We start from the raw sequence: 15,804 nt of genomic DNA, 5'->3' as shown, positions 1-15,804 counted from the left end.
CCTGCTTTGGAAGACCCTGTCGGCCGGGAGTTTGTTGTATCCGGTAACAATCCAGAAACGTCACCTCAACCTGCCCGCTACCTCAGCCCATGATCACGTTCTGCACGACGAGAGCCACGGCGGAGGCGGCGGCCACGACGGGGACGGCCACCCGCACCTTGCCGCCATCGAGATAGCGCCGCACCGGCCCCGACACCAGGAAGCCCAGCACCATGGGCACGATCAGCACCGCCCCGGTCACCAGCGCCTGCGCCGGCAACTCGTCCACGACCGCCAGGACGACCAGCGACTGAGCGGCGCTCAGGAAGAAGAACATCGCCAGCGTCGCCCTGATCTGAGGTCCCTTGGCGTTCTGGTACACGAGCCCGATGGGCGGCCCGCCGATACCCGTGGCGGTCCCGGTGATCCCGGACACGAACCCGGCGGCGGCGAGCGTCGCCCCGTTGCGCGGCACGCTCAGCGCCCTCGCGGTCAGCCCCACGGCGATCAGCACCATGACGGCCACGAAGACGCCTCGCGTGTATATGGAAACGTAGACAACGACGACTGCGCCAACGGCGCTTCCGGGCAGCCTGCCCAGCACCGCGAAGCCGAGCCCGCGCCAGTCCACCCGGCGCCACTCCATGGCCAGCGCGAACAGCGGCAGCGTCATGTTGACGACCTGGATAGCACCCGGCATGAGGTCGGGGGCCAGCATGGTGAGCACGGGTGCCGCCACCAGCCCCAGGCCGAAACCCACACCACCCTGGACGATCGCGCCGACGAACACCGCTAAACCGCCGACAATCAGCGCTAATGCCGTATTAGTCATGCATGAGAGTCAACCATCTTTACTCTCCGTTGCCATTGTTACTTCGAGAGTAACGGCGTTGGTGTAGTGTGCTGCACGACGCGGACATAGCCTGGTGAGTATGAAGATGAAGCATAATGCCGCGACGACGATACGCGTCAGCGTCAAGACCAGGGACCGTCTAGCCGAAATCGCCCGCAAGGAGGGCCGAGCCATGACCGAGGTGCTAAACGACGCCATCGCAGACTACGAACACAAGCAGTTCTGGCAGACGCTCAACGACCAGATCGAAGAGACCCAGCGAGAGGACCCGGAGAGCTGGGCCGACTATCTGGCCGAACGCGAGCTCGTCCTGGGCCGTCGACCGCGCTCCCGCCGCGTAGCACCCGAGTGGGAGGGCCTGATCACATTCCCCGAGGAGAAGGATGAAGCTAACACAAGGTGAGATCTGGTTCACCCGGTTCGGCGACCCGACCGGTCGCGAACAGGGTTACGACCGTCCCGCCCTGATCGTCAGCAACGACTTCCTCAACCAGTCGAGGCTGGGGCTCGTTCTGGCCGCGCCGCTGACCACCCGGGAGCGCGGGTATCTCACTCATATCCGCATCGGCCGTAACGGCACGGGGCTGGCCAAGACGAGCTGGGCGATGATCGAGCAGATCCGCGCGATCTCACCGGACAGGTTCGACTTCTTCGTCGGCAACGCACCCGACGAGGTGGTCACTGAAGCGGTCACCGCACTCAAGCGGATGATATGAATTTGCCGCCCGGCGAAATAGCGCTTCGCCGGGTGGCACTCTCATCGTGCCACAGTCCTCGCACCGCGCACTCCTCGTTAAGCTGCCGACCGTGCACTCCGTCCTGCACTACGAGGAGCCGCAGCCGACCGTCTGCGGGAGTTGAGCGTTCGCCGGCGCCGGGCACCCACCAGCCCTGCAGGGCGACGTCGGGATGTGAGGAGCCGCCCGGCGGGGGTGTCCCGCCGGACGGCTCTTCGTGTGTCGGGTGGTTCCCCCGATACGGGTGCGTGAGGATCGCACCCAACCCCCGGCCCCCGCGTGGCTCATGACCGCGCGCGGGCCCGGGAAGTCACTTCGCGAGCAACGAGCGCAGAACGTACTGCATGATGCCGCCGTGCCGGTAGTAGTCGGCCTCTCCCGGCGTGTCGATGCGGACCACCGCGTCGAACTCCACATCGCCCGCCTTCACGTGCACCGTGCGCGGGATGCCGCCCTTGTTGAGCTCCTCGACGCCCGAGATGTCGAACGTCTCCTCGCCCGTCAGCCCGAGGGACTCCGCAGCGGCGCCCTCGGGGTACTGCAGCGGGAGCACGCCCATGCCGATCAGGTTGGAGCGGTGGATGCGCTCGTACGACTCCGCGATGACCGCGCGTACGCCCAGCAGCGCGGTGCCCTTGGCCGCCCAGTCGCGCGAGGAGCCCGAGCCGTATTCCTTGCCCGCCAGCACCACCAGCGGCGTCCCGGCCGCGGCGTAGTTGACCGAGGCGTCGTAGATGAACGACACGGGGCCGTCGCCCTGGGTGAAGTCGCGGGTGTAGCCGCCCTCGGTGCCCGGCGCGATCTGGTTGCGCAGGCGGATGTTGGCGAACGTGCCCCTGATCATCACCTCGTGGTTGCCGCGCCGCGAGCCGTAGGAGTTGAAGTCCTTGACCTCGACCCCGTTGGCCCGCAGGTATTGCGCGGCCGGGGTGCCGGCCTTGATGGAGCCGGCCGGTGAGATGTGGTCGGTGGTGACCGAGTCGGCGACCTTGACGAGCACGCGGGCGCCGGAAATGTCGGACACGGGCTCGGGCTGGGACGGCATGCCCTCGAAGTACGGGGCCTTACGCACGTACGTCGAGGCCGGGTCCCACTCGAAGGTGTCACCGGTGGGGATCGGCAGCGAGGTCCAGTGGTCGTCGCCCTTGAACACGTCGGCGTAGTCGCGCTCGAACATGTCACGCCCGATCGACGAGTTGACCACCGCCGAGATCTCCTCCGGCGACGGCCAGATGTCCTTCAGGTACACCGGCTCGCCGTCGTCGCCCACGCCGAGGGGCTCGGTGTCGAGGTCGAGGTCCATGGTCCCGGCCAGCGCGTACGCGACCACGAGCGGCGGCGAGGCCAGGTAGTTCATCTTGACGTCGGGGTTGATGCGGCCCTCGAAGTTGCGGTTGCCGGACAACACGGCGGTGACCGCGAGGTCGTTGGCCTGGATGGCGTCGGAGATCTCCGGGAGGAGCGGCCCTGAGTTGCCGATGCAGGTGGTGCAGCCGTAGCCGACGAGGTTGAACCCGATCTTGTCGAGGTACGGCTGCAGCCCCGAGCGCTCGAAGTAGCCCGTGACCACCTGCGAGCCGGGGGCCAGCGAGGTCTTGACCCACGGCTTGCGGGTCAGGCCCTTGTCGACGGCGTTGCGGGCCAGCAGCGCCGCGCCGAGCATGACGTACGGGTTGGAGGTGTTGGTGCACGAGGTGATCGCGGCGATGGAGACGATGCCGTGGTCGATCTCGAACGACGTGCCGTCGGCCAGCGTGACCGGCACCGGCTGGTGCGGCCGGCCGCCGTTGGCGCGGGCGTTGGAGGCGGGCGCGTCGGAGGCGGGGAACGACTCGTCGCCCTCCTCGTCGAGGTCACTGTCGACGTAGTTCTGCACGTCGTGGCGCCAGGTGGACTTGGCGGCCGACAACACGATGCGGTCCTGCGGGCGCTTGGGCCCGGCGATCGACGGGACGACGGTGGCCAGGTCGAGCTCGATGTACTCGGAGAACACCGGCTCGGGCGCGGCCGGGTCGAGCCAGAGGCCCTGGGTCTTGGCGTACGCCTCGACGAGCGCGATCTGCTCCTCGCTGCGCCCGGTCAGCCGCAGGTAGTCGACCGTCTGGCCGTCGATCGGGAAGATCGCGCAGGTGGAGCCGAACTCGGGGCTCATGTTGCCGATCGTGGCCCGGTCGGCCAGCGGCACGGACGAGACGCCCTCGCCGTAGAACTCCACGAACTTGCCCACCACGCCGTGCTTGCGCAGGATCTCGGTGATCGTCAGGACCAGGTCGGTGGCGGTGGCCCCGGCGGGCAGCTGGCCGCTGAGCTTGAAGCCGACCACGCGCGGGATCAGCATGGAGATCGGCTGGCCGAGCATCGCGGCCTCGGCCTCGATGCCGCCGACGCCCCAGCCGAGCACGCCGATGCCGTTCTCCATGGTGGTGTGGCTGTCGGTGCCGACGCAGGTGTCGGGGTACGCCTTGCCGTCGCGAATCATGACGACGCGGGCCAGGTGCTCGATGTTGACCTGGTGCACGATGCCGGTGCCCGGCGGGACGACCTTGAACTCGTCGAAGGCCGTCTGCCCCCAGCGCAGGAACTGGTAGCGCTCGCGGTTGCGCTCGTATTCGCGCTCGACGTTGCGCTGGAACGAGTCCGGGTGGCCGAAGTAGTCGACGATGACCGAGTGGTCGATGACCATCTCGGCCGGCGCGAGCGGGTTGATGCGGGCCGCGTCGCCGCCGAGGTCGCGGACGGCCTCGCGCATGGTGGCCAGGTCGACCACGCACGGGACGCCGGTGAAGTCCTGCATGATGACGCGCGCGGGCGTGAACTGGATCTCCACGCTCGGCGCCGCGTTCGGGTCCCAGCCGCCCAGCGCCCGGATGTGGTCGGCGGTGATGTTGGCGCCGTCCTCGGTGCGGAGAAGGTTTTCCAGCAGGATCTTCAGGCTGTACGGGAGGCGTGCGACGCCCTCGACGGCATCCAGCCGGAAAATCTCGTATGACGCGTCGCCGACGCGTAGCGTGTCACGGCTGCCGAAGCTGTTCGCGGACACGGTGATTCGCCTCCTCCATCAGACAATGGTCTGTCCAAATCCTGCCGCACTCCCAGAACACTGCGTACGTTAGGTGACCCTAACCCGCAGGCGGCGGCGGATGTCTCGACGTCAAGATATCTCTCAAAGTATCTCGACATCAAGTTAAACCGGCGCCAGCCGCCAGAACAGCAGGCCGACGATGGCGATGGACAACACGGGCGCGAGGATCTTCTGCTCGAACGTCTTGCCCGTCTTGATGCCGATCTTCCACGGCAGCACCCATCTGACCGACAGCGGCCAGAGCACGGGACAACCTCTCTCCGTCATGCAGTCGCCCACGACGTGGATCAGGCAGCCGATCCCCACCGCCAGCCCCAGCCAGGCGTAGCCGACCGCCAGAGACATGAAGACGGCGTACAGACCCGCGGTCAGGCCAATGTTGATCAGAGCGGAGCCCATCTTGTTGCCCGGGATTCCGACGCCGACGGCCCGCAGGGCGAGCCCGATGAGCAGCACGACCATGATGTCGCGCCCGATCGGATAGGTGTTGGCCAGCCAGTGCGCCCCGAACCCGAGCGCCACCGCGAACACCAGCGAGTGCGTCGCCCCGCGATGCCCGCCGCTGAGCCAGGCCACGGCCTTGCTGAGCAGCCACGTGACCGGCCCGAACGTCTGCGCGATCGTCGCGCTCGGATGGTCGAGGTCGGGCAACATCGCGGCGCCCGCGCAGATGATCGCCCCGGCGATGAGCTCGGCGGGATTGAGCGCGCCGGCCATGATGCCGGTGTCGACGAACCGGGAGGACTCGTTCACCAGCGGCAGTGCGGCGAGGGCCGGAGCCAGCCCCAGCCAGGCGATGGCCCCGGTCATCGCATGCGTGTGCCCCATCATGATCGGGACTGTACGGCAAAGAAGCCCTTTACGCCGTGCGGCATGCCGTACGTCCCACATGACCGCAAACGCAGACGAGGTCGTCTCCGCGGCGACAGCACCCCCCAGCCCTGCCGACGCGGAACGACCTCGTCTGCTGTGAATAACGGCCCGCCTCCCAATCGTGTTCCCCGATTCCGCAACTTTTTCGTGATGTGCCTCACTCAACCGCCAACCTTGCGAACGACATACTATCGATATATCGTTGACACATCGAGAACAGATCACGATATAGGGGGAAAAATGACTTCCGCACAAGCAGCAGGCGGGCCCTGGCCCGGCGCACACGAGTACAAGAGGGCGGCCCGCGAGGCATTCAAGGCCGTGTCGGACGCCTTCGAGCAGATGGGCATCCATCACCATCATCACCGGGGCGGCCCGCACGAGCACCGGGAGCGCGGCAGGAGAGGCGGGCCCGGCGGCCCGTTCCCGTTCGACTTCGGGCGCGGCCCGTGGGGCGGCGGCCCGGGCGCGCCGTGGGGCGGCGGGCACCGCGGCTGGGGCGGCAGGACTCGCAAGGCCAAGCGGGGCGACGTACGCGCCGCGATCCTGGCCCTGCTCGCCGAGGAGCCGCGCAACGGCTACCAGATCATCCAGGAGATCGCCGAGCGCAGCGAGGGTGGCTGGAAGCCCAGCCCCGGCGCCGTCTACCCGGCGTTGCAGCAGCTCACCGACGAGGGGCTGGTGATCTCCGTGGAGAACGAGGGACGTAAGACCTTCACGCTCACCGAAGAAGGGCGCAACTACATCGAGGCCCACGCGGACGAGGTTCAGGCCCCGTGGGACGAGATGCGGCCGGACATCGACGACAACACTGCTGATCTCTGGCATATCGCCCGACAGTCAGCTTTTGCCATGATGCAGGTTCTACAGACCGGAAACGACGCACAAATCCGCGAAGCGCGTAAGACTCTGGTAGAGACCCGGCGCAAGCTCTACCAGATCCTGGCCGACGGCGAACCGGGCGAGGAGTGACGTGACCGGCGCCGCACCGGATGACCGGTTCGGGGAGAGCGAGGAACCAGGGATGGACCACAACGATCTCCGCATCGGCGACGCCGAGCGCGAGCAGACGATGGCCGCCCTGCGCGAGCACTTCGCGCAGGGCCGCCTGACCCACGAGGAGCTCGACGAGCGGCTCGACCGGGCGCTGGCCTCGAAGACGGCTCGCGACCTCGCCCAGATCACGGCCGACCTGCCGGGGCAGCGACCAGCCTACCGTGAGCCGATCCCCCAGCACGACGGGCACGACTGGCGGGAGGCGATGCACGCGCAGCGGCAGCAGATGCAGGCCATGCGGCACGCGCAGCGGCACATGCACCGCCCCGGACACCCCGGGCATCCGTGGCGGGGGCGCCGGGGGCCGGGGGCGTTTCTGCCCGTGTTGTTCGTGTTCATGATGCTCGGGCTGATCTTCGGCGGGTTCGGCGTCTTCAAGGTGTTGTTCGTGGTGTGGCTGGGGGCCATGATCTTCGGACTGATCCACCGGCGTTTCCACCACCGCGGCTGACGACCCGTCCAGATCGTTTTGGGCCTTGACCCTGCCAGGGGCTCAATTCATGATCTGGGCGGGTCTTCAGAGCGAAGGGGAAAGCCGCATGACCGAGCAGGGCACTCCGGTCCGCCTCACGAACCCGTTCGCCGCCGTCCGCGACGTCGACGGCCACGTCCTGGACGTGCCGGAGTACCAAGCCGGTTTCGACCGCGACCATGCGTTATGCGCGGAGCCGATGTGGAAGCTGGAGCGTGCCCAGGACTTCTACGAGCCGGACGTGGCGAGCTGGCGGGCCATGATGGACGGCGACTGGGCGGGCTCGCTGGAGCTGGCCGACCGCATGGCGGCGCCGGTGGCCGAGTTCTTCCGCCACCGCGTGCCGGTCAGGCGGGTGCGGGTGGTGGAGTTCCCGATCACCGCGTACCTGCAGTGGGAGATGCACGTGCTGGCGCTGCGCGCCCAGGCGGGCTCCCCGTGCCGGGTGCTCCCGGCCGCGCGGGTCGCGGACCTCGACCCCGCGCCGGAGCTGGTGATCTTCTCTCCCTCCTTGATGTACGAGGTCCTGTACGACCGGTACGGCGGCGGCCGGGGCGGCCGGCGGATCAGCGATCCCGAGGTCGTGTCTCCCTGCCTGCGTCTGGTCCAGGAGCTGTTCGCCGAGGGGGAGGACGTGCTCGACTTCCACGAGCGGGAGATCCTGCCGCTGCCGCCGCCGGTCGTGACGGACGAGATGCGGGCCGCGTTGCCCGCCTACGCGCACCGTACCGAGGAGTTCAGGGTCTGACCTCGTTGACGCAGCGCAGGACGGGGAAGCTCGTCAGGGCCCGGGTGTCCAGCTCCCGCGCGGTGGTGACGTGGAAGACGGCGCTCTCGCCCGGCAGCAGCGTGACGAGCTGGTCGTCCACGGACGCGTCCGGGTCGAGCCGGTCGGGGAAGATCGCCAGCTCGCGCAGCACGCCGAGCGCGGTCACGATCACCCGGTAGCCGCCCGACGAGCGCTCGACGTGCGCGTCGTAGGCCGCCGGCGGGAACGCCATCGCGGTGTCCTCGGCGTAGCAGACCAGCGTGCGGGAGTGGTCCAGGCGGGCGGTGAGCAGCTCGCGGGCGGGGTCGTCCGGGATGGCGACGGACTGCGGCAGGGCCACCCTGACCACCGACCTCGGCGCCGCGTGCACCGCGACGACCTCTTTGGCCAGCGGCTCGCCGGTGAGGCTGTGCCGGATCAGGTGCAACTCGCCGGACCACGGCTCGGCGATGCCGTTCACCACGGCCAGTTCGCCGTCCTGGACGGTGAGCAGCCGGTCGGCGTAGGCGCGGCGCAGCGCGTACCAGAGCGGCTTGCGCCGCGCGTCGCCGTCGACCGCCGACCAGGACGTGACGGGCCAGCAGTCGTTGAGCTGCCAGACGATCGTCCCCATGCAGTACGGCATGAGCGACCGGAACCGCTCGACCCCGAACGCCATCGCCCGCGCCTGGTTGAGCTGCGTGTAGTAGTGCCAGTCGTCGAACGTCTCCGGCTGCGGCAGATGCGCGCCGAGCCCGCGCAGCAGCTTGGCCCGGCCGTCGATGGCCTTCTGGTGCGAGGAGTCCGGCGTCAGCGGCTCGTCGGAGGAGGCCCGGCGCAGGGTGGCGTAGGCCGGTGGGCCCTGGAAGCCGAACTCGGCCACGAACCGCGGCCGGTAGGCGGCGTAGCGGGTGTAGTCCTCGCGGTTCCAGACGTCCCAGATGTGGATGGTGCCGCTGGCCGGGTCGTTCGGCGGTGCGTCCGGCGTGCCCGAGTAGGGGCTGCCGGGCCAGTACGGGCGGGCGGGGTCGAGCTCGGCCACGATCGACGGGAGCAGGTCGTGGTAGAAGCCCGCGCCCCAGCTGCGGTGTTCGAGCTCGTCCTGCCAGCCCCAGTCGGCGTGGCCCTCCAGGTTCTCGTTGTTGCCGCACCACAACACCAGGCTCGGGTGCGGGGCCAGCCTGGAGACGTGCTCCCTGGCCTCGGCCTCGACCTCCGAGCGGAACGGCTCCTCCTCCGGGTAGGCGGCGCAGGCGAACGGGAAGTCCTGCCACACCAGCAGGCCCAGCTCGTCGGCCAGGTCGTAGAAGTCGTCGCTCTCGTACCGGCCGCCGCCCCAGACCCGCAGCAGGTTGACCCCGGCGGCCGTGGCCTGCCCGAACCGCTCGGCCAGGCGGTCCCTGGTGATCCGGGTGGGGAAGCAGTCGTCGGGGATCCAGTTGACGCCTTTGACGAAGACCGGGACGCCGTTCACCTTGAGGCCGAACGCCTCGCGGTCCAGCTCGACCGATCTGAATCCGATCTTGCCGTGCCATTCGTCGTCGCCGAGGCGGACAGCCAGGTCGTAAAGGGGCTGGTCACCGTACCCCCGAGGCCACCACAGCTCCGGGTCCGGCACCCGCAGCGGGATGACGGTCGCGCGGCCGTCCAGGCGTGCTTCGACCGTGACTCCCGCGATCTCGGCGGTCAGGGCGAGCGGCTCCTCGGTGCTCCGCTCGACGCGTACGTGCACGTCCACGGTGCCGTCGGCGTGCGCGAGCGGGCGCACCTCGGCCAGGCGGGCGCGGCTCCAGCTCTCCAGCCCGATCGGGCGCCAGATTCCGGCCGTGACCAGCGCGGGCCCCCAGTCCCAGCCGAAATTGCAGGCCATCTTGCGGATGAACGGGTAGGGCTCGTCGTAGGCGCCCGGCCGCTCCCCCAGCGCCGCCCGCCGCTCCTCCGCGTAGGCGTAGGCCGAGCCGAAGTGCACCGTCAGCTCGTTGTCGCCGTCGCGCAGCAGGTGGCGGACCGGGAAGCGGTACGAGCGGTGCTGGTTGGCGGTGCTCGCGAGGCGGATCCCGTTGAGGGTGAGCGTGGCGACCGTGTCCAGCCCTTCGCACACCAGGTCCGTGCGCTCGTGCTCGTCAGGTGACCAGGTGAAAGTGGTGCGGTAGGTCCATTCCGTGCGGCCGATCCAGGCCAGCCGGTCCTCGTTGTCGTCCAGGTAGGGGTCGTCGATGAGCCCGGCGGCGAGCAGATCGGTGTGCACGCAGCCGGGCACGGTCGCGGGTGTAGCTGCGAGGTCGTGCGAGGTGAGGGTCCAGCCGTCGTGCAGCGGACGGTACGAACTCAAGTAGGTCTCCTATGAGCAGGTGCTGAGGTGGGCGCAGGCGACGAAGTGACCGGGTTCGGCCTCCAGCAGGCCGCCGGAGCCCCCGCGCCGGTGGTAGCGGCAGGTGTCCACGGGCGTGGCGTCGTCCCAGGCCTCGTGCAGGCGCGGCACGGCCGACAACAGCTCACGCGTGTAGGGGTGCAGCGGGTCGCCGAAGACCCGGTCCGTCAGCCCCATCTCCACCACGCTCCCCCTGCGCAGCACCACCGTACGCTCGGCCAGGTAGTTGCCCAGGGAAAGATCGTGCGTGATGTAGAGCACACCGAGGCCCCTGGACTTCAGTTCGGCCAGCAGGTTGAGCACGTCGATGCGGGTGGAGGCGTCCAGCATGCTGGTGATCTCGTCGGCCACCAGCAGCTTGATGTCCAGCAGCAGCGCGCGGGCGATGAGCAGCCGCTGCAGCTGGCCGCCGCTGAGCTGGTGCGGGTATTTGCCGAGCACCTGGTCGGGGTTGAGCCGCACGTCGCGCAGCGATGCGGCGACCCGCTCCGCCCACTCTGGCTCCGGGACGGCCGGGTAGTAGGCGTCCTTGATCATCGCGAACACCCGGTCGGCCTTGAACACCGGGTTGAAGGAGCTGAAGGGGTCCTGGAAGATGCCCTGGATGTGGCGGTAGTACTCCCTGCCCGCCTGCACCGGGCGGTCGTTGAAGGTGATCGAGCCGCTGGTGACCGGGTTCAGGCCGAGGATCATCCGGCCGATCGTGCTCTTGCCGCTGCCGCTCTCGCCGATCAGGGAGACGACCTCGCCGGGCACGACCTCGAAGCTGACGTTCTGGACGGCGGTGACGCTCTTGCCGCCGAAGGCGCCGATCCTGAACTCCTTGGTGACGTCGTCGAGTTTGAGCATCATGCCTTCCAGCAGGCGACGTGGTGGCCGGGGGCGAGCTCGGTCACCGGCGGGTCCTCGGCGCACTCGTCCCCCGCGATCGGGCAGCGGTCGCGGAAGCGGCAGCCGGTGGGCGGGTTCAGCAGGGAGGGCGGGCTGCCGGCGATGCCCTCCAGGCGCCGGTCGGCATAGCGCACGCCGACCTCCGGCAGGGAGTCCAGCAACAGCCTGGTGTACGGATGCCGGGGCGCCTTGACGATCACGTCGGCGGGCGCCTTCTCGGCGAGCTTGCCCGCGTACATGACCATGATCGTGTCGGCGATGTGGTGGGTGAGCGCGAGGTCGTGGGTGACGAAGATCATGCTCTTGACGTAGCCGCTGTCGCGGAAGCCGAGCAGGGCGCGGGCCACGGACTTCTGGGTGGAGACGTCGAGCGCCGAGGTGACCTCGTCGGCGATCAGCAGGGACGGGTCGAGCAGGGTGGAGATGACCATCACCATGCGCTGCTTCATGCCGCCGGACAACTCGATCGGGTAGCGGTCGAGCACCTCGCGGGGCAGGCCGACCTGGTCCATCCGGCGCTCCAGCTCGGCGGTGTCCACGGTCACGCCCCTGGATTTGAGGAGTTCGGTGACCATCCGGCGGAGCTTGCGGGTCGGGTTGAGCGCGCTCATGGCGTACTGCGGGATGAGGGAGACCTTGCGGAAGCGGTAGTCGTTCATGCGGCGGTCGTCGTCGATGGGCAGCTCCTCGCCGTCGAGCACGACCGTGCCGCCGACGTGGCGCATGCGGCCGTCCATGCGGATGAGGCTCTTGCCCAGCGTGCTCTTGCCGCAGCCGGACTCGCCGACCAGGCCGAGGATCTCGCCGTCGGTCAGCTCGAAGGACATGCCGTCGAGCGCGCGCACCTCGCCCTTGAGCGTCCTGTAGTACACCCTCAGCTCGCTGACCTGCAGACTCATGTCTCCCTCAGTTTCGGGTTGAAGACCTCGTCGAGCCCGACGTTGGCCACGTACAGGGCGCCCACGATGGCGGTGATGGCCGCCCCTGGAGGCACGAACCACCACCACAGGCCGAGCTGGAGGGCACTCCACTGGTTGGCGTTCTGCAACATCAGGCCGAGCGAGACGCCCTCGGTGGGGCCGAGGCCGATGAAGTCCAGCGAGGACGCGATGAGGATCGAGCCGCCGAACAGCAGGATGAAGGTCATGAACAGGTAGGAGCTCATGTTCGGCGCGATCTCCCTGGTGATGATCCTCCAGGTGCCCGCGCCGCTCATCCTGGCCAGGTCCACGAACTCCCTGGTACGCAGCGAGAACGTCTGCGCCCTGATCGCCCGCGCCGCCCACGGCCACTGCGTCAGCCCGATGAACAGGCCCTGCACGGCCACGCTCCTGATCCCCAGGTACGCGTTGATGATCAGCAGCACGGCCAGGGTGGGGATGACCAGGATGACGTTGGTCAGCATGTTGAGGATCTCGTCGACCACGCCGCCCCGGTAACCGGCCACGAAACCGACGACCATGCCGATGGCCGCCGCGATGCCGCCGCCGATCACGCCCACGGCGAACGTGCTGCGCAGCCCGTGCACGAACTGCAGGAAGATGTCCTGGCCGAAGGTGGTGGTGCCGAACCAGTGCTCGCCCGAGGGCGGGCTCATGGGGCGGGTGCCGTACTCGTTGGGGGTGCCGCCGGCCAGCACGGGCCCGATCAGGCCGAGCAGGAGCAGCACGATCACGATGCCGAACCCGGTCACCAGCTTGCCGTTGCGCACCGCGAAGTAGAGCGCCTCGCGCCGCACCCCGGCCCGCTCGCGCGGGGCGACTTCCTGGAGTGCCGTCATGCCTGCGCACCCGCCATTCCCGCCCGCGTGCGCGGATCGACCACAACGTAGACGATGTCGATGATGAAGTTGGCGATCAGCACGCCGAGCACGATGAACAGGAACGTGCCCTGCAGGAGGAAGAAGTCCTTGTTCTGGATGGCCTTGAGGATGAGGCTGCCGAGCCCGGGATAGGCGAAGACGATCTCGGTGACCAGCGCCCCCGCCACCAGCACGCCCAGTTGCAGGGCCAGACCGGTGATCTGGGGCAGGACGGCGTTGCGGAAGGCATACCTGCGGATGAGCCTGGCGGGGGCGCCGAGCGCGGCCAGGTAGTTGGAGTAGTCGGACTCCAGCTCGTAGATGATCATGTTCCGCATGCCGATGGCCCATCCGCCCAGCGCCACCAGGAAGAGCGACAGGAACGGCAGCGTCCAGTGGTGCACCAGGTCCAGCAGGAACGTCCACGACCAGTTGGGCCGCATCGAGAAGCTGTAGCCGCCGGCCACCGGGAAGAGCCCGGCGATCACGCCCAGCGCCCAGGCCAGGAGCACCGCCAGCCACATATACGGCATCGCCGTCAGCACGTACCCGATCGGCAGCACGGTGTTGTCGAGGAGCTTGCGCCGGGCGGCGTACGCGCCGAACTGGTTGCCCACCACCCAGCTCAGCAGCACCGACGGGATGATCAACCCCAGCGTGTACGGCACCGCGCCCGTGATCACGGTGCTGACCGGTGTCGGGAACAACCAGATGCTGAGCCCGAAGTCGCCCCTGAACAGCGCACCCCAGAAGTTGACGTACTGCTGCCACAGCGGCTGGTCGAAGCCGAAGAGGCTGGTGTAGTAGCTGCGCATCGCCTCGACGGCCGCCGGATTGGCGACGTTGGCCCGGGCGACCATGCTGGCGACCGGGTCGCCCGGCATGAAGCGCGGGATCATCCAGTTGACCGTGACGGCGACGAAGAAGGTCAGTCCGTATATGAGGAGTTTCCTACCGAAATAACGACGCACGCGAGTCTCTCCGTGAAGGCCCTCCGCCCCTTTGGCCGCGGGGCGGAGGGAGAGGTTCGTCCGGTCAGGAGCCGGAGGGCTGGAGCTGGGTGAGCGTCTCGAAGCCGCCCAGTTCGAGCCAGTTGCGCCACATGACGGCGCCGGTCTTGGGGGCGCTGCCGGTCGAGGCCGGCCAGTTCTTCCACACGCTGGTGCTGGCCTGCGCCCACAGGCCGTTGTACCAGAGCGGGATGATCGGCATGTCGTCGAGATGGATCTGCTGGAGCTGGGAGGTGAGCTTCTTCATGCTCTCGACGTCGTCGGTCTTGACCTGGTCGAGCTGCTGGACGAGGTCCCACGCCTGCTTGTTCTCGTACCGGGCGAAGTTGACCGTGTTCTGCTGCTTCTGGACCGGGAGCTGGAACATGTACTCGTAGTAGGTGTACGGCGAGTTGGACAGCTGGCGCTCGTTGTTGATGACCAGGTCGAAGTCGCCCTTGGCGCGCTTCTCCACCAGCGCGTTGAAGTCGGGGAAGTCGGGGGTGATCTGGATGCCGGCGGTCTTGGCGCTGGCCGAGATGGACCTGGCGGACTCCATCCAGTCGGTCCAGCCGGACGGCACGATGAGGGTCAGGCTGATCTTGGAGCCGTCCTTGTTCTCGACGTACCCGTCGCCGTCCCCGTCCTTGTACCCGGCGTCGGCCAGCAGCTTCTTGGCCTTGGCCGCGTCGAACGCGAACCCGGACTTTCCGACGACGTTCTGGTCCACGAACTGGTCCCACTGCGGCAGCAGGCCGGTCGGGCTGGAGGCCTTGACGAGGTTCCCGTACACGCCTTCGACGATCTTCTTGACGTCGATCGACGAGGCCAGCGCCTTGCGGAACGCCGCGTCGTCCATCGGCTTCTTGGTCGTGTTGGGCACCAGCCACGCGGTGTTGGCCGACAACATGTACGGCGGCTCGTTGTAGTACGTCGTCAGCCCGAAGTTCCCCTGCACCAGGTTGGCCACGCCGGGCAGGAAGTTGTTGCTCAGGTCGAGGCCCTTCTGCAGCAGCAGGCCCATCGCGACCTCGTTGCTCGGGGTGGCGATGTCGACGATGTAGCGGGGCTTGGGCTCCATGTTGAGCGCCGCCTTGCCCCACCAGTCGTCGCGCCGCTGCAGGACCACGCGGTCCTGGTCCTTGCTCATGAACGTGTACGCGCCCGTGCCCACCGGGTTCTCGTTGACGCCGTCGAGCACGTCCTTCTCCGAGCGGCCCTTCCAGATGTGCTCGGGCACGATCGAACGGCTGTAGAGCATGAAGTCCCACTCCTGGTAGTTGGCCTTGGAGAAGGTGAACTTCACGGTCTGGTCGTCGGTGGCCTCCGCGCTCTTCAGCCAGTTCCACAGGTTGTGGTACGGGATCGTCTCCATCTTGCCGAGCTCGAAGGAGAAGACGACGTCCTTGGCGGTGAACGGCTGGCCGTCGGCCCATTTGACGCCCGGTCGGAGCTTGACCTCATAGGTGGTGTCGTCGACCCACGTGCCGCTGGCGGCCAGCCACGGCGTGAGCTTGGCCGCGTTCGGGTCGTAGTGGAACATCGTCTCGTACACCAGGCCCTTGGTGCCCACGGCCGAGTCCCATTCCCTGATCGGGTTGAAGTTGGGCGGCGGGCCCCACTGGGTGCCTGTCGTGTACAGCGTCTCGTTGCGGGGCAGCGAGTCGGGATTGGCACTGGCCACCGCGCCCTGGCTCTGCGCTTGGGAGGCCGGCGGGGTCGGCGTGGACCCGCCGCCGGTGCAGGCCGCGGCGAGCAGGCCCGCCGCCACGAGCGGGATCATGATCCGAGCCCGGTTACGCATCGCTTCTCTCCTTCCTCCGCGCCCGGCGCGAAGGTTCGCACGTCTGCTAGACACCCCGATGGGCCGGCTTTCCGGCGGGCCTGCGCCGCTGTCTCTGGGAGCGCTCCCATGCAGAACGCGACACGCTCCCGCCATTGGGACCGGTGAG

14 protein-coding genes are annotated in these 15,804 nt (G+C 68.2%); 5 read left to right on the top strand and 9 right to left on the bottom strand.

The genetic code is table 11. The features are described 5' to 3' along the window. Nucleotides 1–82: 82 nt before the first annotated feature. Complete coding sequence (locus ACFLIM_RS42825; protein ID WP_393175192.1) at nt 83–811, bottom strand: TSUP family transporter; 729 nt, start codon at nt 809–811, stop codon at nt 83–85. Nucleotides 812–911: 100 nt separating this feature from the next. On the opposite strand from ACFLIM_RS42825, the gene ACFLIM_RS42820 reads away from it, so the two are divergent. After that, nucleotides 912–1,235, top strand: a complete 324-nt coding sequence (locus tag ACFLIM_RS42820) for a hypothetical protein (protein WP_393175190.1) — start codon at nt 912–914, stop codon at nt 1,233–1,235. Next, complete coding sequence (locus ACFLIM_RS42815; RefSeq protein WP_393175188.1) at nt 1,216–1,548, top strand: type II toxin-antitoxin system PemK/MazF family toxin; 333 nt, start codon at nt 1,216–1,218, stop codon at nt 1,546–1,548. Before ACFLIM_RS42820 ends, ACFLIM_RS42815 begins: the two co-directional genes overlap by 20 nt. Before the next feature lie 331 nt (nt 1,549–1,879). On the opposite strand, the gene acnA is transcribed toward ACFLIM_RS42815, so the two are convergent. Further along, the gene (gene acnA, locus ACFLIM_RS42810) at nt 1,880–4,609 is read right to left on the bottom strand and encodes an aconitate hydratase AcnA (RefSeq protein ID WP_393175187.1); all 2,730 of its coding nucleotides are present in this window, start codon (nt 4,607–4,609) and stop codon (nt 1,880–1,882) included. 144 nt (nt 4,610–4,753) lie between these two features. Continuing rightward, entirely contained in the window at nt 4,754–5,482 is a 729-nt protein-coding gene (locus ACFLIM_RS42805; RefSeq protein ID WP_393175185.1) for a metal-dependent hydrolase, read from the bottom strand. Between the two features lie 282 nt (nt 5,483–5,764). Between ACFLIM_RS42805 and ACFLIM_RS42800 the strand changes: the two genes are divergently transcribed. The 3 genes from ACFLIM_RS42800 (at nt 5,765) to ACFLIM_RS42790 (ending at nt 7,800) form a co-directional block, all read left to right on the top strand. Next, the gene (locus ACFLIM_RS42800; RefSeq protein ID WP_393175183.1) at nt 5,765–6,496 is read left to right on the top strand and encodes a PadR family transcriptional regulator; all 732 of its coding nucleotides are present in this window, start codon (nt 5,765–5,767) and stop codon (nt 6,494–6,496) included. Between the two features lie 52 nt (nt 6,497–6,548). Beyond that, entirely contained in the window at nt 6,549–7,031 is a 483-nt protein-coding gene (locus ACFLIM_RS42795; protein ID WP_393175181.1) for a DUF1707 SHOCT-like domain-containing protein, read from the top strand. A gap of 88 nt (nt 7,032–7,119) precedes the next feature. After that, a complete protein-coding gene (locus ACFLIM_RS42790) occupies nt 7,120–7,800 on the top strand; it encodes a DUF6879 family protein (RefSeq protein ID WP_393175179.1) in 681 nt (226 codons plus the stop codon). On the opposite strand, the gene ACFLIM_RS42785 is transcribed toward ACFLIM_RS42790, so the two are convergent. The 6 genes from ACFLIM_RS42785 to ACFLIM_RS42760 form a co-directional block, all read right to left on the bottom strand. After that, complete coding sequence (locus ACFLIM_RS42785; RefSeq protein WP_393175177.1) at nt 7,790–10,132, bottom strand: glycoside hydrolase family 2 protein; 2,343 nt, start codon at nt 10,130–10,132, stop codon at nt 7,790–7,792. The genes ACFLIM_RS42790 and ACFLIM_RS42785 overlap by 11 nt on opposite strands. A gap of 9 nt (nt 10,133–10,141) precedes the next feature. Beyond that, entirely contained in the window at nt 10,142–11,020 is an 879-nt protein-coding gene (locus ACFLIM_RS42780; RefSeq protein ID WP_393175273.1) for an ATP-binding cassette domain-containing protein, read from the bottom strand. After that, nucleotides 11,020–11,961, bottom strand: coding sequence for an ABC transporter ATP-binding protein (locus tag ACFLIM_RS42775; RefSeq protein WP_393175175.1), 942 nt, complete (start codon nt 11,959–11,961; stop codon nt 11,020–11,022). The genes ACFLIM_RS42780 and ACFLIM_RS42775 overlap by 1 nt, the downstream gene beginning before the upstream one ends. Beyond that, nucleotides 11,958–12,842, bottom strand: a complete 885-nt coding sequence (locus tag ACFLIM_RS42770) for an ABC transporter permease (protein WP_393175173.1) — start codon at nt 12,840–12,842, stop codon at nt 11,958–11,960. The genes ACFLIM_RS42775 and ACFLIM_RS42770 overlap by 4 nt, the downstream gene beginning before the upstream one ends. Further along, nucleotides 12,839–13,834, bottom strand: a complete 996-nt coding sequence (locus tag ACFLIM_RS42765) for an ABC transporter permease (protein WP_393175171.1) — start codon at nt 13,832–13,834, stop codon at nt 12,839–12,841. The genes ACFLIM_RS42770 and ACFLIM_RS42765 overlap by 4 nt, the downstream gene beginning before the upstream one ends. 64 nt (nt 13,835–13,898) lie before the next feature. Further along, complete coding sequence (locus tag ACFLIM_RS42760; protein WP_393175169.1) at nt 13,899–15,656, bottom strand: ABC transporter substrate-binding protein; 1,758 nt, start codon at nt 15,654–15,656, stop codon at nt 13,899–13,901. Nucleotides 15,657–15,804 lie beyond the last annotated feature (148 nt).

It is taken from the genome of Nonomuraea marmarensis, assembly GCF_043197025.1.
Lineage (GTDB): Bacteria > Actinomycetota > Actinomycetes > Streptosporangiales > Streptosporangiaceae > Nonomuraea > Nonomuraea marmarensis.
This window is presented reverse-complemented; position numbering and strand designations above follow the sequence as displayed.

Coding starts and splice junctions, on each gene's coding strand:
- ACFLIM_RS42825 (WP_393175192.1), bottom strand. CDS start 811: ATGACTAATACGGCATTAGCGCTGATTGTCGGCGGTTTAGCGGTGTTC.
- ACFLIM_RS42820 (WP_393175190.1), top strand. CDS start 912: ATGAAGATGAAGCATAATGCCGCGACGACGATACGCGTCAGCGTCAAG.
- ACFLIM_RS42815 (WP_393175188.1), top strand. CDS start 1,216: ATGAAGCTAACACAAGGTGAGATCTGGTTCACCCGGTTCGGCGACCCG.
- ACFLIM_RS42805 (WP_393175185.1), bottom strand. CDS start 5,482: ATGATGGGGCACACGCATGCGATGACCGGGGCCATCGCCTGGCTGGGG.
- ACFLIM_RS42800 (WP_393175183.1), top strand. CDS start 5,765: ATGACTTCCGCACAAGCAGCAGGCGGGCCCTGGCCCGGCGCACACGAG.
- ACFLIM_RS42795 (WP_393175181.1), top strand. CDS start 6,549: ATGGACCACAACGATCTCCGCATCGGCGACGCCGAGCGCGAGCAGACG.
- ACFLIM_RS42790 (WP_393175179.1), top strand. CDS start 7,120: ATGACCGAGCAGGGCACTCCGGTCCGCCTCACGAACCCGTTCGCCGCC.
- ACFLIM_RS42780 (WP_393175273.1), bottom strand. CDS start 11,020: ATGCTCAAACTCGACGACGTCACCAAGGAGTTCAGGATCGGCGCCTTC.
- ACFLIM_RS42775 (WP_393175175.1), bottom strand. CDS start 11,961: ATGAGTCTGCAGGTCAGCGAGCTGAGGGTGTACTACAGGACGCTCAAG.
- ACFLIM_RS42770 (WP_393175173.1), bottom strand. CDS start 12,842: ATGACGGCACTCCAGGAAGTCGCCCCGCGCGAGCGGGCCGGGGTGCGG.
- ACFLIM_RS42760 (WP_393175169.1), bottom strand. CDS start 15,656: ATGCGTAACCGGGCTCGGATCATGATCCCGCTCGTGGCGGCGGGCCTG.